The organism is Mesorhizobium onobrychidis, from assembly GCF_024707545.1.
In the GTDB taxonomy this organism is placed as follows: domain Bacteria; phylum Pseudomonadota; class Alphaproteobacteria; order Rhizobiales; family Rhizobiaceae; genus Mesorhizobium; species Mesorhizobium onobrychidis.
Genome location: NZ_CP062229.1, coordinates 1,167,011 through 1,181,615 on the forward strand (window position 1 = coordinate 1,167,011; position 14,605 = coordinate 1,181,615).

14 protein-coding genes and 1 tRNA gene are annotated in these 14,605 nt (G+C 64.1%); 12 read left to right on the top strand and 3 right to left on the bottom strand.

Translation table 11 applies throughout. The annotated features are described in order from the left end of the window. Nucleotides 1-191: 191 nt before the first annotated feature. Nucleotides 192-281, bottom strand: a tRNA-Ser gene (locus tag IHQ72_RS05590). A gap of 325 nt (nucleotides 282-606) precedes the next feature. On the opposite strand from IHQ72_RS05590, the gene IHQ72_RS05595 reads away from it, so the two are divergent. From IHQ72_RS05595 to IHQ72_RS05605, 3 genes are all read left to right on the top strand, one after another. After that, nucleotides 607-1,293: a 50S ribosomal protein L21 gene (locus IHQ72_RS05595; RefSeq protein ID WP_258121542.1), complete on the top strand. Its 687-nt coding sequence runs from the start codon at nucleotides 607-609 to the stop codon at nucleotides 1,291-1,293. Nucleotides 1,294-1,393: 100 nt separating this feature from the next. Then, complete coding sequence (gene rpmA, locus IHQ72_RS05600; protein ID WP_023678077.1) at nucleotides 1,394-1,663, top strand: 50S ribosomal protein L27; 270 nt, start codon at nucleotides 1,394-1,396, stop codon at nucleotides 1,661-1,663. A 118-nt stretch (nucleotides 1,664-1,781) separates the two neighbouring features. Beyond that, complete coding sequence (locus tag IHQ72_RS05605; RefSeq protein ID WP_123151138.1) at nucleotides 1,782-2,369, top strand: GNAT family N-acetyltransferase; 588 nt, start codon at nucleotides 1,782-1,784, stop codon at nucleotides 2,367-2,369. 261 nt (nucleotides 2,370-2,630) lie between these two features. Here IHQ72_RS05605 and IHQ72_RS05610 read toward each other — a convergent pair whose 3' ends face one another. Continuing rightward, entirely contained in the window at nucleotides 2,631-3,500 is an 870-nt protein-coding gene (locus tag IHQ72_RS05610) for an endonuclease/exonuclease/phosphatase family protein (protein WP_258121543.1), read from the bottom strand. 114 nt (nucleotides 3,501-3,614) lie between these two features. Between IHQ72_RS05610 and obgE the strand changes: the two genes are divergently transcribed. The 6 genes from obgE to IHQ72_RS05640 all read left to right on the top strand — a co-directional run bounded on the left by obgE (nucleotide 3,615) and on the right by IHQ72_RS05640 (nucleotide 11,050). Continuing rightward, nucleotides 3,615-4,643: a GTPase ObgE gene (obgE, locus tag IHQ72_RS05615; RefSeq protein ID WP_258121544.1), complete on the top strand. Its 1,029-nt coding sequence runs from the start codon at nucleotides 3,615-3,617 to the stop codon at nucleotides 4,641-4,643. 2 nt (nucleotides 4,644-4,645) lie between these two features. Next, on the top strand, nucleotides 4,646-5,845 hold the full coding sequence (proB, locus tag IHQ72_RS05620) for a glutamate 5-kinase (protein WP_258121545.1): 1,200 nt from the start codon (nucleotides 4,646-4,648) through the stop codon (nucleotides 5,843-5,845). Between the two features lie 3 nt (nucleotides 5,846-5,848). After that, nucleotides 5,849-7,135: a glutamate-5-semialdehyde dehydrogenase gene (locus IHQ72_RS05625; protein WP_258121546.1), complete on the top strand. Its 1,287-nt coding sequence runs from the start codon at nucleotides 5,849-5,851 to the stop codon at nucleotides 7,133-7,135. Between the two features lie 248 nt (nucleotides 7,136-7,383). Next, on the top strand, nucleotides 7,384-7,971 hold the full coding sequence (locus IHQ72_RS05630) for a nicotinate-nucleotide adenylyltransferase (RefSeq protein WP_258123741.1): 588 nt from the start codon (nucleotides 7,384-7,386) through the stop codon (nucleotides 7,969-7,971). 202 nt (nucleotides 7,972-8,173) lie between these two features. After that, nucleotides 8,174-9,478: an IS4 family transposase gene (locus IHQ72_RS05635; protein ID WP_258117880.1), complete on the top strand. Its 1,305-nt coding sequence runs from the start codon at nucleotides 8,174-8,176 to the stop codon at nucleotides 9,476-9,478. Nucleotides 9,479-9,754: 276 nt separating this feature from the next. Continuing rightward, nucleotides 9,755-11,050 (top strand): MFS transporter, encoded by a 1,296-nt coding sequence (locus IHQ72_RS05640; RefSeq protein WP_258121547.1) that lies wholly within the window; start codon nucleotides 9,755-9,757, stop codon nucleotides 11,048-11,050. Nucleotides 11,051-11,072: 22 nt separating this feature from the next. On the opposite strand, the gene IHQ72_RS05645 is transcribed toward IHQ72_RS05640, so the two are convergent. Continuing rightward, on the bottom strand, nucleotides 11,073-11,927 hold the full coding sequence (locus IHQ72_RS05645) for a mechanosensitive ion channel family protein (RefSeq protein ID WP_258121548.1): 855 nt from the start codon (nucleotides 11,925-11,927) through the stop codon (nucleotides 11,073-11,075). Nucleotides 11,928-12,167: 240 nt separating this feature from the next. On the opposite strand from IHQ72_RS05645, the gene rsfS reads away from it, so the two are divergent. The 3 genes from rsfS (at nucleotide 12,168) to IHQ72_RS05660 (ending at nucleotide 14,605) form a co-directional block, all read left to right on the top strand. Beyond that, entirely contained in the window at nucleotides 12,168-12,545 is a 378-nt protein-coding gene (rsfS, locus tag IHQ72_RS05650; protein WP_023800052.1) for a ribosome silencing factor, read from the top strand. A 79-nt stretch (nucleotides 12,546-12,624) separates the two neighbouring features. Further along, nucleotides 12,625-13,107 carry a 23S rRNA (pseudouridine(1915)-N(3))-methyltransferase RlmH gene (gene rlmH / locus IHQ72_RS05655; RefSeq protein WP_258121549.1) on the top strand — a complete coding sequence of 161 codons (483 nt, stop codon included), beginning with the start codon at nucleotides 12,625-12,627 and terminating at the stop codon, nucleotides 13,105-13,107. A 136-nt stretch (nucleotides 13,108-13,243) separates the two neighbouring features. Then, on the top strand, nucleotides 13,244-14,605 hold the full coding sequence (locus IHQ72_RS05660) for a murein hydrolase activator EnvC family protein (protein WP_258121550.1): 1,362 nt from the start codon (nucleotides 13,244-13,246) through the stop codon (nucleotides 14,603-14,605).

Here is a 14,605-nt window from a genome sequence, read left to right on the forward strand (position 1 = left end):
CTGTCGCATGAACCCCACGACTTCGCTTAGCGAGGCCGAAGTTGATCTCTGCCATCTACCAGGTCGAAGCATGAACCCCGCATATTTGTGTCGTAAGCTGACGTGCCGCGAATACGCCGTTTTCGGTAGGCGGGCTTTATGGCGGGCGCGCAACCTATTCTTTGAATTTTATCAATGTAAACAATGTCGTATGGCGGAGAGGGAGGGATTCGAACCCCCGATGGGCTTGCACCCATGCCGCATTTCGAGTGCGGTGCATTCGACCACTCTGCCACCTCTCCGCGGTCATGGTCCGCCGTTGCCGGCGCGGCGCACTAGATAACGGCTGGGCGGAGAGGTTACAAGGGCCAATCTGCCCGGTGATCCGGCTTCTTGTCGGGCTTGCCGCCCGGCTCTCTGTTTTGCCGCGCGCTTGGCCTGAACGTTCGGCTGCTCGCTACTGGCCGCTTGCCTTGACTCGCGCCGAACCTTCGGTTAGGGACAGCGCGCAATCGGCGTGGAGGGTTCTTCCGCGCCGCTTGCTTTTTGAACCCGCAGACTGACAAAAAGACGGCCGAACCGCCTGAAGCGGTTCATCAAGGCCGACCGAACAGCGAAAGGCAAAAAATGTTCGCAGTCATCAAAACGGGCGGCAAGCAGTATCGCGTCGCCGCCAACGATCTCCTGAAGATCGAAAAAGTCGAAGGCCAGGTCGGCGATATCGTCGAGATCGGCCACGTGCTCGCTCATGGCGAGGGCGAGAATGTGACGTTCGGCGCGCCGTTCGTCGACGGCGCCCTGGTCACCGCCGAAGTCGTCGAACAGGGCAAGAACCGCACTGTCATCGCGTTCAAGAAGCGCCGCCGGCAGAATTCGCGCCGCAAGATCGGCCATCGTCAGCTTTTGACCACCGTGCGGATCGCCGAGATCCTGCTGGGTGGCGCCAGCCCGACGAAGAAGGCCGCGGCAAAGACCGAGGCGAAAGCCGAAGTTGCTGCAAAGGCCGAGGCGAAGGCTGAAGCCGCGCCGAAGACCGAAGCCAAGGCAGAGGCTGCGCCGAAGAAGGAAGCCAAGGCAAGCGAAACTGCCGCGCCGCTGTTCAAGGCGCCGAAGGGCGAGCCGGACGTTCTGACCGTGATCAAGGGCATCGGCCCGGTTGCGGCCGGCCAGTTGAACGAGCAGGGCATCACGACCTTCGCCCAGATCGCCAAGCTGTCGGACAAGGATATCGCCAAGATCGACGAGCATATGCCGTTCAGCGCCGACCAGATCATGGACTGGCGCGAGCAGGCCAAGGAACTGGCGAAGAAGTAAGGCGCGCCGGCGCAATCGTCGCCGGATCGGACTTGAAACGGAACGCGAACGCGTTCATAAGACCTTTTAAGCGCCCTTGCGGCGCATCGGAGTTAGTTAGATGGCACACAAGAAAGCTGGCGGTTCGTCGCGCAATGGTCGCGACTCCCATTCCAAGCGGCTCGGCGTGAAGAAGTTCGGCGGCGAAGCCGTGATTCCGGGCAACATCATTATTCGTCAGCGTGGCACGACGTGGCATCCCGGCACCAATGTCGGCATTGGCACGGATCACACGCTGTTTGCGCTCGAAGCTGGCGCAGTCACCTTCAACAAAAAAGCCAATGGCCGAACCTACGTATCGGTGAACCCGATGACGAAGGCCGCGGAGTAGCCGGTTCCGTACGAGAACACCGGCACCCATCTCGGGAACCGGTGTCTGGCCAAGCCAGGAAATGGATCAGGGGAGATGGGTTTCCATCTCCCCTTTTTCTTGTGCCTGGAGGACTGACATGGTTGCCGAAGCGGAAGATACAGACGGTGAAAGTTACGCGATAGATTGTCCGGTCCTGGTGACCGAGCGGCTGGTCCTGCGGGCGCCGCGCGAAAGCGATATCGAGCAACTGGTGGTGCTCGCCGACAACCGCCACGTCGCCGAAATGCTGGCCCGCATGCCTCATCCCTATGGCGAGGCCGAGGCACGCGCCTTCCTCGCCATGACGGCATCGCGCCGGGCCGGGATTGCCTATGCCTTGACGCTGGCTGGTACTGAAACGTTCGTCGGTTGCGCCGGGCTCAACACCACCGATCGCGGGCTGGAACTCGGCTACTGGATCGGCGAGCCCTACTGGAAGCGCGGCTATGCGACGGAAGCCGCGCATGCGCTGGTCGACCTCGCCTTCCAGAAGACGGCGATCCAGGTGCTGCATGCCTCGACGCGGGTCATCAATCCGGCCTCGCGCCGGGTCATCCACAAGTGCGGCTTCCAATATGCCGGCCAGGGCATGCTGAACTCGATCGTCGCCGGCCAGGTGCCCGTCGAGCGCTACCGTCTCGATCGCAAGACCTGGACCAGCCTGCGCAACTGGGTCCATTTCTAGGCGTGTCGATATTCAGGTAAGGCCGGCCTGCGAATGGCGACTTCCTGCGCTTACCTACAGCGCCGCGCGCCCTATTGGGCGCGCAAAGGACGCTGTATTTGATTTTGCGCATGACCTTTCCGAAATCGATCTCGATTTCGGGGTCATGCGCGGGCTCACGTACTTTAAGTACGCTCCGCTCCGGTTCTCGGAAGCCACCACTCTCGGCTCGGCCTGACCTGAATCTCAACACGCCTAGGAGATTGCGGACCGAATTCGGGTTCAGGCCATCTCGACCCAGACCGGCAGGTGGTCCGAGCCAACCGCTTGCCGGTCGACCCACAGGCGCTTCAGCGATTTGGCGAGCGAGGCGCTGGTGAAGACATAATCGATGCGCTTGTGGCGGCTGGCGTCGTCAGGCCGCTTGGGGTCGACCCAGGTGACGAGATCGGCGCCTGTGGCGGCAAGGCGCAGGGCGACATCGACGGCAAGATCGGCGGTCACAGGCATGCCGAATTCGTGATCCAGGCGGCCGGTGAGTTCGACATATTCCGGCGATCCGGCCAGCATGTTGAAGTCGCCCATGACGATGAAGCCTTCGGGACAAGGCAGGTCCGGCAGGCCGACTTCGGCGACGCCCGACAGCGCGCCGCCCTCGATCGCATAATTCAACAGGCGCTGGCGCAGAAACCGGATCTGGCTGGCGCGTTCGACCGGGCTGCGATGATCGAGATGCGTGGAATAGAAGCGGATGAAACCAAGCGGCGTCTCGATCAGCGCCTCCAGCGCGCCGCGCTGGAAATTCATCACTTCGAAACTGCGGCTGCGCGGCAAGAGGAGATTGCGCGACAGGTGAACGGGCGTTTTCGACAGCACCATGTTGCCGAGCTGGAAGGTGGTTGTGATGGCGCGGCCGTTTTCCAGGCGAGAGCCGACATTGGCCTCGAAATTGCTGCCGTAGACGCCGAAGTATTCGGGCAGCGACTCACCGAGCTCGGCCACCATGTCGCGGCCGCCATTGTTGGGGTTGTTGCGCGAGACCTCCTGCAGCGCGATCATGTCGGCGCCCCGCACGGCATCAGCGATGCGGCCGACATCGTAGCGGCCGTCGAGGCCGACGCCGTAGTGGATGTTGTAGGTTACGAGCTTCATTGCGACTCCGGCCATGTTCATAAACAGCCTCGCCCTTCGCCTCACCTTGGTTTAGAGCAGTGCCGAAGGTTTAGAGCAATGCCGCAAGGCCACTAGTAGAAACTCAGCAATCCGATGAAATTTCTCGATCAAGCCAAGGTCTACATCCGCTCCGGCGACGGCGGCGCCGGTTCGGTGTCGTTCCGGCGCGAAAAGTTCATCGAGTTCGGCGGCCCCGACGGCGGCGACGGCGGCCGCGGCGGCGATGTCTGGGTGGAGGCGGTCGATGGGCTGAACACGCTGATCGACTATCGCTATCAGCAGCATTTCAAGGCCAAGACCGGTACGCACGGCATGGGCCGCAACATGACCGGCGCCAAGGGCGCCGACGTCACGCTGAAAGTGCCGGCGGGAACGCAGGTCTTTGCCGAGGACAACGAGACGCTGATCTGCGATCTGACCGTGGTCGGCCAACGCTTCCTGCTTGCCAAGGGCGGCAATGGCGGCTTCGGCAACCAGCATTTCAAGACCTCGACCAACCAGGCGCCGCGCCGCGCCAACCCCGGCCAGCCGGGCGAAGAGCTCAACATCTGGCTCAGGCTCAAGCTGATCGCCGACGCCGGCCTGGTTGGCCTGCCCAATGCCGGCAAGTCGACCTTCCTGGCCGCCGTGACTGCGGCCAAGCCGAAGATCGCCGACTATCCATTCACCACGCTGCATCCGGGCCTCGGTGTGGCCCGCATCGACGGCCGCGAGTTCGTCATCGCCGATGTTCCCGGCCTGATCGAAGGCGCGCATGAAGGCGTCGGCATCGGCGACCGTTTCCTCGGACATGTCGAACGCACGCGCGTCCTTCTGCACCTCGTCTCCGCGCAGGAAGAAAATCCGGGGAAGGCCTACAAGACCGTGCGCACCGAACTCGACGCCTATGGCCACGGGCTGATCGAGAAGGTCGAGATCGTAGCACTTTGCCAGGTCGACACGCTCGATGCCGACGCACGCAGGAAGAAGGTCGCGTCACTGAAACGCGCCGCCGGCCGCGCGCCGATGCTTTTGTCCGCGGTCACCGGCGAAGGCGTTGAAGCCGTTCTGCGGGCGCTGATGGCGGTCGTGGCCGAGGCGCGCGAAGCTGTCGCCACTCCGGTCGAGACGCGCTGGAGATAGGAATGGCCGCGCAGTCGCTGAGAAAATACCGGCGCATCACCGTCAAGATCGGCTCGGCGCTGCTTGTCGACCGCACGACCGGCCTGAAGCGCGACTGGCTGGCCTCACTTGCCGACGACATCGCCGTGCTGACCGAAGGTGGCGCCGAGATCCTCGTCGTGTCGTCCGGCGCCATCGCGCTTGGTCGCACGATTTTAGGCCTCGGCAAGCGGGCGCTGAAGCTCGAAGAGAGCCAGGCGGCGGCGGCCGTCGGGCAGATTGCGCTGGCCGGCGCCTGGTCGGATGCGCTCGGCAAGGGCGGCCTGAAATCGGGCCAGATCCTCCTGACGCTCGGCGACACCGAAGAGCGCCGCCGCTATCTCAATGCGCGGGCGACGGTCTCGACGCTGCTCAAGATGAAGGCGGTGCCGGTCATCAACGAGAACGATACGGTGGCGACCTCCGAAATCCGCTATGGCGACAACGATCGGCTGGCGGCGCGCGTCGCCACCATGATGGGCGCCGATCTCTTGGTGCTGCTCTCCGATATTGACGGGCTCTACACGGCGCCGCCGGCGCGCGACCCGCAAGCCCGGTTCATTCCGGTCGTTGACCGCATCACCGCCGAGATCGAGGCGATGGCAGGTGCGGCCGCTTCGGAGCTTTCGCGCGGCGGCATGCGCACCAAGCTCGACGCCGGAAAGATTGCCACCGCCGCCGGCACCGCCATGATCATCACATCAGGCACGAGGTTGTCGCCGCTGATGGCGATCGAGCGTGGCGAGCGGGCGACTTTCTTCCGGCCGAGCGCCAATCCGGTCAAGGGCTACAAGACGTGGATCGCCGGGCAGCTCGAACCGGCTGGCCGGCTGACCGTCGATGCCGGCGCGATCGGCGCGCTGCTGTCGGGCAAGTCGCTGTTGCCGGCCGGCGTCAAGCTGGTCAGCGGCAATTTCTCGCGCGGCGACACGGTGGCGATCCTGTCGCCCGAAGGCCGCGAGATCGCGCGAGGACTGGTTGCCTACGATGCCGCCGATGCCGTAAGGATCGCTGGCTTGAAGACAGCCGAGATCGAAACGGTGCTCGGCTACGAAGCGCGATCGGCGATGATTCACCGCGACGACCTTGTGGTGAGCCATTCCGGTGACCAAGTACGGGCCGCTGACCAAGTACAGGCCGGTGACCAAGTACAGGCCGGTGACCAAGTAACCAGCGGAGGATGAGCCATGCTGAAGCTGCATGAAAAATCCCGGGACGACACTGCCGCGCTGATGGCCGATATCGGCCGTCGCGCGCGGGCCGCCGCCCGACCGCTGGCCATCGCCACAGCTGAGCGCAAGCACGCCACGTTGATCGCCATGGCGCAGGCGATCCTTCGCCACGAGCAGGATATTCTCGACGCCAACGCCGTCGACATCAGGAATGGCGAGGAGTCCGGGCTTTCAGCCTCTTTCATGGACCGGCTGAAGCTCGATCACGCCCGCATCCGTGCCATGGCCGACGGCATCAGTGAAATCGCCGGGTTGCGCGATCCGGTCGGTGATGTCATTGCCGAATGGGACCGGCCGAACGGCCTGCATATCGAGCGCGTGCGCACACCGCTCGGCGTCGTCGGCGTCATCTATGAGAGCCGGCCGAACGTGACGGCCGATGCCGGTGCGCTTTGCCTCAAGGCCGGCAATCCGGTGATCCTGCGCGGCGGCTCGGATTCGCTCAACTCCTCGGCGGCTATCCATGCCTGCCTGGTCGAAGGGCTGAAGGCGGCCGAGCTGCCGCAGGATGCCATCCAGCTGGTGCCGACCGCCGACCGCGCCGCCGTCGGCGAGATGCTGAAAGGGCTTTCCGGGAACATCGACGTCATCATTCCGCGCGGCGGCAAGAACCTGGTCGAACGCGTCCAGAACGAGGCGCGGGTGCCGGTCTTTGCTCATCTCGAAGGCATCTGTCATCTCTACATCGACCGCTCGGCTGATCTCGACATGGCGGTCAGCATCGCGGTCAACGCCAAGATGCGGCGCACCGGCGTCTGCGGCGCGGCCGAGACGCTGCTGGTCGACGGCGCTGTTGCCTCCACCCATCTGGTGCCGATCCTCGAGGCGTTGCGCGCGGCAGGGTGCGCAATCCACGCCGGCGCCGAGGTGCTGAAAGTGTTTGCCGACGCCCAGCCTGCGACCGACGCCGACTGGGTGAGCGAATATCTCGATGCCATCATCGCGGTGAAACTGGTCGACGGCGTTGCCGGCGCGATCGAGCATATTGAGACGTTCTCCTCGCACCACACCGAGGCGATCGTCGCCGAGGATGCCGATGCGGTCGAACGGTTCTTCAATGAGATTGATTCGGCGATCCTTCTGCACAATGCCTCGACGCAATTCGCCGATGGCGGCGAATTCGGCATGGGCGCCGAAATCGGCATCGCCACCGGCAAAATGCATGCACGAGGCCCGGTCGGTGTCGAGCAACTGACCTCGTTCAAGTACCGCGTGCGTGGGACCGGACAGGTGAGGCCTTGAAGCTGTTCGCTACTAGGGCTTGAAGTTTGCGCCCAGCCACCCCCCTCTGCCCTGCCGAGCATCTCCCCCTCAGGGGGGGAGATTGGCTGTCATTTCTGTTTTCGCCAATCGCCGGCGCTGCAAGATTTGCACCTGCGATGAAGCCGCCAAGCTCCCCCCTCGAGGGGGAGATGTCCGGCAGGACAGAGGGGGGCGCCTGACGCATGCTTTCGCAGTCCGAGCATCCCGTCCCCTCTCGCTACCTTCACATGCCGCATGCCGGAAAGGGCTTGGCCGTCGGGCTGTTCGGCGGCTCGTTCAATCCTGCCCACGCCGGCCATGCGCTGGTCGCCGAGATCGCGCTCAGACGTCTGGCGCTCGATCAGCTGTGGTGGATGGTGACGCCGGGCAATCCGCTCAAGAGCGCGCGGGAACTGGCGCCGCTGGCCGAGCGGCTGCGCCTGTCCGAGCAGATCGCCCGGAACCCGAAGGTCAAGGTCACCGCCTTCGAGGCGACCCATTATGTCCGCTTCACCGCCGACACGCTGGCCCTGGTCAAGGCGCGCAACCCGGGCGTCGACTTCGTCTGGATCATGGGCGCCGATTCGCTTCGTGATTTCCACCGCTGGCAGCGCTGGCGCCAGATCGTGATGACGTTTCCGATCGCGGTGATCGACCGCCCTGGCGCGACGCTGTCGTTCCTGTCGTCGGTCGTCGCCAAGACCTTCGATTACGCGCGTGTCGACGAAGGCGACGCGCCGCGGCTGGCCCGCATGAAGGCGCCGGCCTGGACCTTCATCCACGGCCCGCGCTCGTCGCTGTCGTCGACCGCGATCCGCAAGATGGCTAAGGGATAGGAGTTCCTTCTCCCCTTGTGGGCTAGCGTGCGCACACATCTGCTTCGGAGAGGTGTCAAGGGAGTTTGGTCGGGTAGCAGGTTTGGCTTGTGGGGTTGGAATCATGTGGGATTCTGTAGCTGCCATTGTTGATTCGGGAGATTTCGACGATGGCTTTGCTGCTTGGATACTTCGGCGACCTGCGCCTGCAAAAAAGGGGAGCATGGTGCTGGAGCGCATGTGCACGCGCGTCAGCGCGGGCCTGCGCAGGCTGGCCGATACGCGGGCGGAACAGATTGCGTTCACGCGGCTGTTTCGCAATCCCCAAGTGACGGTGCCGGAGATCGTGCGCACGGCGGCGGCGCGAACGGGCGAGGCGGCGGCCGGCCGCCATGTGCTGATCATTGAGGACAGCAGCGAGATCAACTATGAGGCCAAGGCCTCGCGCAAGCGCGGCCTCGGGCATGTCGGCAACGGCAAGGATGTCGGGCTGTTCGTCCACCCGGCGCTGGCCGTGGATGCCGCCGACGGCTCGGTGCTGGGGCTTGCGGCTGCCACGATCTGGCGGCGCCGGGGGCAGAAGGCGCACGACTACCAAGCCCTGCCGATCGAAGCCAAGGAAAGCTACAAATGGATCGCCACCGCCAAGGCGGCCCGCCAGGCGCTGACCGACACGCCGCTGGCTACCGTGATCGGCGACCGCGAGGCCGACATCTACGAAGTGCTGGCAAGGCTGCCTGACGAGCGCACGCATGTGCTCATCCGCGCCGTGCGCGACCGGGCTCTGGGTGAGCAGGGCGGCCGTCTGTTCGGCGAGATCGCCAAAACGCCGGAAGCCGGCCGGACCGCCTTCGAACTGCAGGCGCGTCCCGGCCGACCGGCGCGCAAGGTGCAACTGGCCGTTCGCTTCGCCGCGGTCGCCTTGCGCCAGCCGCGCCTTGGTGCCGACTGTCGCGATCCGCGCGAGATCACGCTCAACATGGTCGAAGTGCGCGAGATCGATCCGCCTTCGCCCAAGGAAGCGGTGATCTGGCGGCTGTTGACCACTCACGCGGTCAAAACGCTCGCCGACGCTTGCCGCATGGTCGATCTCTACCGGTTGCGCTGGACCGTCGAACAGCTGTTCCGAACCGTGAAGTCGCAGGCCATCGATCTGGAGGAAAGCCTGCTTGCCGATGGTGAGGCACTCGAACGGCTGGCCGCGACCGCGCTGATCGTCGCCACCAGGGTCATGCAACTCGTGCACGGGCGCGATGCCGCCGGCCAGGCCTTCAAGGCTGCACGCCTCTTCAGCCCCGCCGAGATCACCGTGCTGGAGGCGCTGATTGCCAGGCTCGAAGGCAAGACCCAAAAGCAGAACAACCCGCATCCGCAACACACGCTCGCCTGGGCCGCTTGGTGCATCGCCCGGCTGGGAGGGTGGAACGGCTACGCAAAGGAGCGGCCGCCAGGTCCCGTCACCTTCAGCAACGGCCTCAAACGCTTCCACGCCATCGCCGAGGGCTTCGCTCTTGCAAATCCAAACTAATCCCCGCCAAATCAGATGTGTGCGCACGCTAGCCCCTTGTGGGAGAAGGTGGCCGAGCGAAGCTCGGTCGGTTGAGGGGTGTCGGCAGGATCGCCACCCTTGAGGATGTAAGCGGCTAAAATCATTCAATTTTTCTAGGTCGAGTTTCTTCCAGCACCCCTCATCCGTCTCGGCGCTACGCGCCGATCCACCTTCTCCCACAAGGGGAGAAGGGAAGATCGCTGATGTCGCTTTTGCGGCGGCCTTTCGCCGCCGAGTAGGCGATCCTGCGCGAGCATGACGATTCTCGAGCGAAACCAGACCAGACGCGATCCGGCGCAGGGAAACCCGCCAGCCCCGGCGATCGCCATTGCCAGCATTGTCCTGTCGATGGCGCTGGTTGCGGTCGGCAACGGACTGATGTTCGCCTATATCCCGGTCCGGCTCGGCGCTGAGGGCTTCGATCCGACCTGGGCCGGGCTGATCGTCACCGGTCTTTCGGCCGGCGGCCTGGCAGGCTGCATCCTTACCGGTCCGCTGGTACGGCGCGTCGGCCATGCGCGCGCGTTCATGGTGCTGTCGGCGTTGATCGTGCTGTCGAACGCCGCCGTCGGGGCCGGGCCGCACCCGCTATCGTGGATCGCGGCACGCGCCCTCTATGGCTTTGCAATATGCGGACTGTTCATCGTCGCGCAAAGCTGGCTGAACGATGTTGTCGCCAACGCCATACGCGGCAGGGTCATGGCCTTCTTCTACGTCGCCTATGTCGCCGGGCTCGGTGTCGGCTACTCCACACTGGCGCTGATCGATATAAGGGCTGCGGACGCGCCGTTGATCGGCATCGCCTTCACCGCGCTGTCGATCCTCCCCGTCGGGCTGACGCGGCTCGCCCAGCCACCGCCGCCGCAGGCGGCGTCGGTCGCGCTTGGCCGAGCCTGGCGGATTTCGCCGGTCGGGGTCGCCGGCATGCTTGCCGTCGGTGGCCTGTCGATGACGATTTCGGGCTTCGCGCCGATCCATGCCACGGCCAAGGGCTACAGCCAGGCAGATGTGGCACTGCTGCTGTCGGCGATGCCGGTCGGCACATTGATCCTGCAGATCCCGCTCGGATGGATTTCCGACCGCACCGACCGGCGCTTTGTGCTGGCCGCCGCTTCGGCGCTTGCCACGGTAGCGGGCCTGTTCGCCCTCGGCTTCGACGGTGGTGCGCTGGCGGCGCTGGTCGTCATCTATGTGGTCTGGGACGGCGCGTCGGAATCGATCTATTCGCTGGCCAGCGCACATGCCGCCGACCGCGCCGGCAAGGACGACATGGTGGCGCTGTCCAGTTCGCTTCTGTTTGCGTGGTCGCTGTCCGGCTTCATCGTGCCCGGCATCGTGACCGGGCTTTCCGCCGTCTACGGAACGCAGGCTTTCATCTATGTGGCCATCGTCATTGCCACCGTTTTTTGCCTGTTCGTGCTGTGGCGTGTGGTGGCGATGTCGCCTGTTCCCGCCGCCGAGACCGGCAATTTCGCGCCGATGACGGCGCAGGCACCGCTGCCGGTCGACCTCGCTTTCCCGTCCGAAGAGCAGCGCCGCGCGGACAAGTAGACCTACGCCGGGAATTGATCTCTCACTGTCTGGTGGCGGCTTCCTGCCGTGGCGCTTCCGGTGGTGGCGCGGGTATAGAAATGCCTTCGCTGTCGAAAGCCTGCTTGGCGCGTTTGGTGAGATCGATCTGGGTAGCGAAGAAATCCGCAGCCGAGGTCCAGTAGCGCAAGGTGATGGCGACGTTGCTGTCGCCGACGGTCGCCACAAAGGCAATCGGCGCCGGCTCCCGCCTGACGCGTCGCTCGGTGGCGGCGACGTCAAGCATGGTCTTCTGCGCGAAATCGATGTCGTTCCAGGAGCCGATGGTCAGCGTGATGTCGCCACGTCGGGCACCGTTGCGCGTATAGTTGCGGACAGGCTGGTTCCACAGCGTCGAATTGGGGGCGAGGATGTAGACGCCTTCGACCGTTCTCAGCGTGGTGGCGAACAGGCCGATTTCCTCGATGGTCCCGGCGATGGCGCCGACCTCTACATATTCGCCGATGCGGAATGGCCGCAGCGCCAGCAGCATGATGCCGGCGGCAATGTTCTGCAGCGTGCCCTGCAGCGCCAGGCCGATGGCCAAGCCGATGGCGCCAATGGCGGCAATGATCGAGGTCGTCTGGACGCCGAATTGGCCGAGCACCATGACGACGACGAGGATCAGTATGGCGTAGCGGACGATCCTCGAGAAGAAGTGGCGCAGCGTCGTGTCGAAGCCATGGATATGGCCGAGGCCGGCATAGATCGAGCGCTGGGCGAGGCCGGCGACGATATAGCCGATGACCAGCAGGATGACGGCGCCGATGGCCGAGAACGAGTAGGAGACGATCAGCGCGCTGAGCTGCGCAAGGCCGGACTGCACGGTGAGGAGAGCGTTCTGAGGGTCGATAGGCATGAGGGGGATCCAGTTGGTCAATGCGCCGATAACCCATGCCAGGCGACAAGAGTTCCGTTTTTTCTTCGGCTGCGGATTGGAAGAACGGCACTTCGTTGGCCACGATAGCGGCTGCCGTCTTGAAACTGCAACGCAACTCTGCCTATCTAAGTGGTGTCACCTGCTTTGAAGGGTGATTTGGTTGTTCTTGCTGCGAAAGGAAATACACTGAGAACAGCACTGTGGAAGAAGGCCGACATCGTGCCTTCGCCGGCCGGGATCAGCGTAAACGACGCCGTGTCCCGCGCCATCAAGACAGTCCTTGCCAGTCTGGAAGACTCCAAGGCCGAAAACATCGTCTCAATCGACATTCAGGGAAAATCGAGCCTCGGTGACTACATGGTCATCGCGTCCGGCCGATCGCACCGTCATGTCTCGGCTGTCGCCGATCATCTCCTCAAGGCGCTTAAGGATGCCGGGCTCGGCACGGCGCGCGTCGAGGGACTGGCCGGCGCCGACTGGGTCCTGATCGATTCGGGCGACATCATCGTCCATGTCTTCCGTCCCGAAGTCCGCGACTTCTACAATCTCGAAAAGATGTGGCAAGCGCCGGACCTCGAGGAAGAGACCCTCCACTGAGCCGTATTTGATAGCATGTCGTTTCCCAAAACCGGTGACCACTTTTGGTGACATGCATTAGCGGCTCTTCGAGGCAGGGATGAAAATTACCGTTCATGCCGTGGGCCGGATGAAAGCCGGCCCCGAGAAGCAGCTCGCCGACCGGTATTTCGAGCGCTTCGCCAAGAGCGGACCGGCCGTGGGGCTCGAATTCTCAGGGGTTGTCGAGATTCCTGAGGGCCGCGCCCAGACCGCCAACGAGCGTCGCCGCGAAGAAGCCCAGAAACTGCAGACGCAGTTGCAGCCTGGTGCCGCACTGATGCTGCTCGACGAACGCGGCAAGAGTTTTTCATCCGAGGATTTCGCCGGGCGCATCGGCCTGTTGCGTGATGGCGGGCGCAGGGTACTTGTCATTGGCATTGGCGGTGCCGACGGTCACGATCAGTCGCTGCGCGATCAGGCCGATCTGATGGTGTCGTTCGGCGCGTTGACATGGCCGCACCAACTGGTCCGTGTCATGTTGGGCGAGCAGCTTTACCGGGCCGCCACTATTCTTTCGGGTCATCCCTACCATCGTTCATGAACCCGACCAAAACCGGTGAACTGAGGGCCCAGCCGCGGGGATTTTGGTCCCAGGCCCGAGAGTTTATGCTAGATTGGCGAGGCTTCGAACATGGTTGATGGTTCGTTAACGAAGCCACGCATAGGGTCTGGCTTCAATGTCTGAAGATTGGAAATCGCGAACGGGCTTTTGGCGCGCGCGCTGCGGCTTGGCAGCGGCGGCGCTTATGCTGTCGCTCGGTGCTGCGTGGGCGCAGAACAGGCTCGACATGGCGCCTGACCCGGACCAGAGCCGCGCCGAATACGAACGGGTGTCGAAGGAGATCACGCTATCATCCGAGCGGCTCGCCAAGCTCGCCGCCGACATGGCGACGGTCAAGAAGGACCATGCCTCGATCACCGCGGCGCTGATCCAGTCGGCAATGACCGAACAGAAACTTGGTCAGGACATCGAGGACATCGGCGCCAAGCTGGAAGGGCTGAAGGGCGAGGAGCAGAAAATCCGCGCCTCGCTGGCCGCCAGACGCGACGTTCTGGCCGAGGTGCTGGCCGCGCTGCAGCGCATGGGGCTCAATCCGCCGCCGGCCATCCTGGTCAAGCCAGAGGACGCGCTGTCGTCGGTGCGCAGCGCCATCCTGCTCGGCGCCGTGGTGCCGGAACTGCGTCAGCAGACCGAGATATTGCTGGCGGACCTCAAGGAGCAGTCGCGGGTGACCGCCTCGATCGAGGCAGAGCGGGCGCGGCTGACGGCGGCAGTCGGCGAACAGACGGCGGAAAAGAAGCGGCTCGGCATGCTGCTCGAAGCCAAGCAGAAGCTCGAGGCCGAGACGCAAACGGCACTGGCGGCGGAAAAGCAGCGATCCGCAGCACTGGCGGCCAAGGCCGGCAGCCTGAAGGAACTGATCGCCTCGCTCGAGGCCGACAAGGCCCGCAAGGCGGCGGACGCGGCGAAGGCAGCCGAGCAGAAGGCCGCGGACGCCGACAAGGCTCCGGCACAAACGGCCCCGGCACAGAAGGCCCCGGCACAGACGGAACTGGCGGCCCTGCCGGTCCCGGAAGCCAACCGGCTCACCGCCGCTGCACCGTTTTCGGCGCTTCAGGGGCAGATCGCGCTGCCCGTCACCGGCAAGATCAAGCGGCGGTTCGGGGCCAGCGACGGTAACGGCGCAGTGATGCTCGGTGACATGGTTGCGACACAATCGGGAGCCATCGTCACCGCGCCAGCGGACGGAAATGTGCTTTATGCGGGACCTTTTCGCTCCTATGGTCAACTCTTGATCCTGAACGCGGGTGACGGCTATCATGTCGTTCTCGCGGGGATGAGCAGAATCAGCGTCGCGTCTGGCCAGTCGGTGCTCGCAGGAGAGCCGGTCGGCGCGATGGGAGAGGCCCGGGTGGCGAGCACCTCGGCATCGAAGAATGGAAATGCCACGCCGGAGCTCTATGTTGAGTTCCGCAAGGATGGAAAACCCGTCGATCCGACCCCATGGTGGGCGGACCGTTTCTCTGGAAGGACGTGA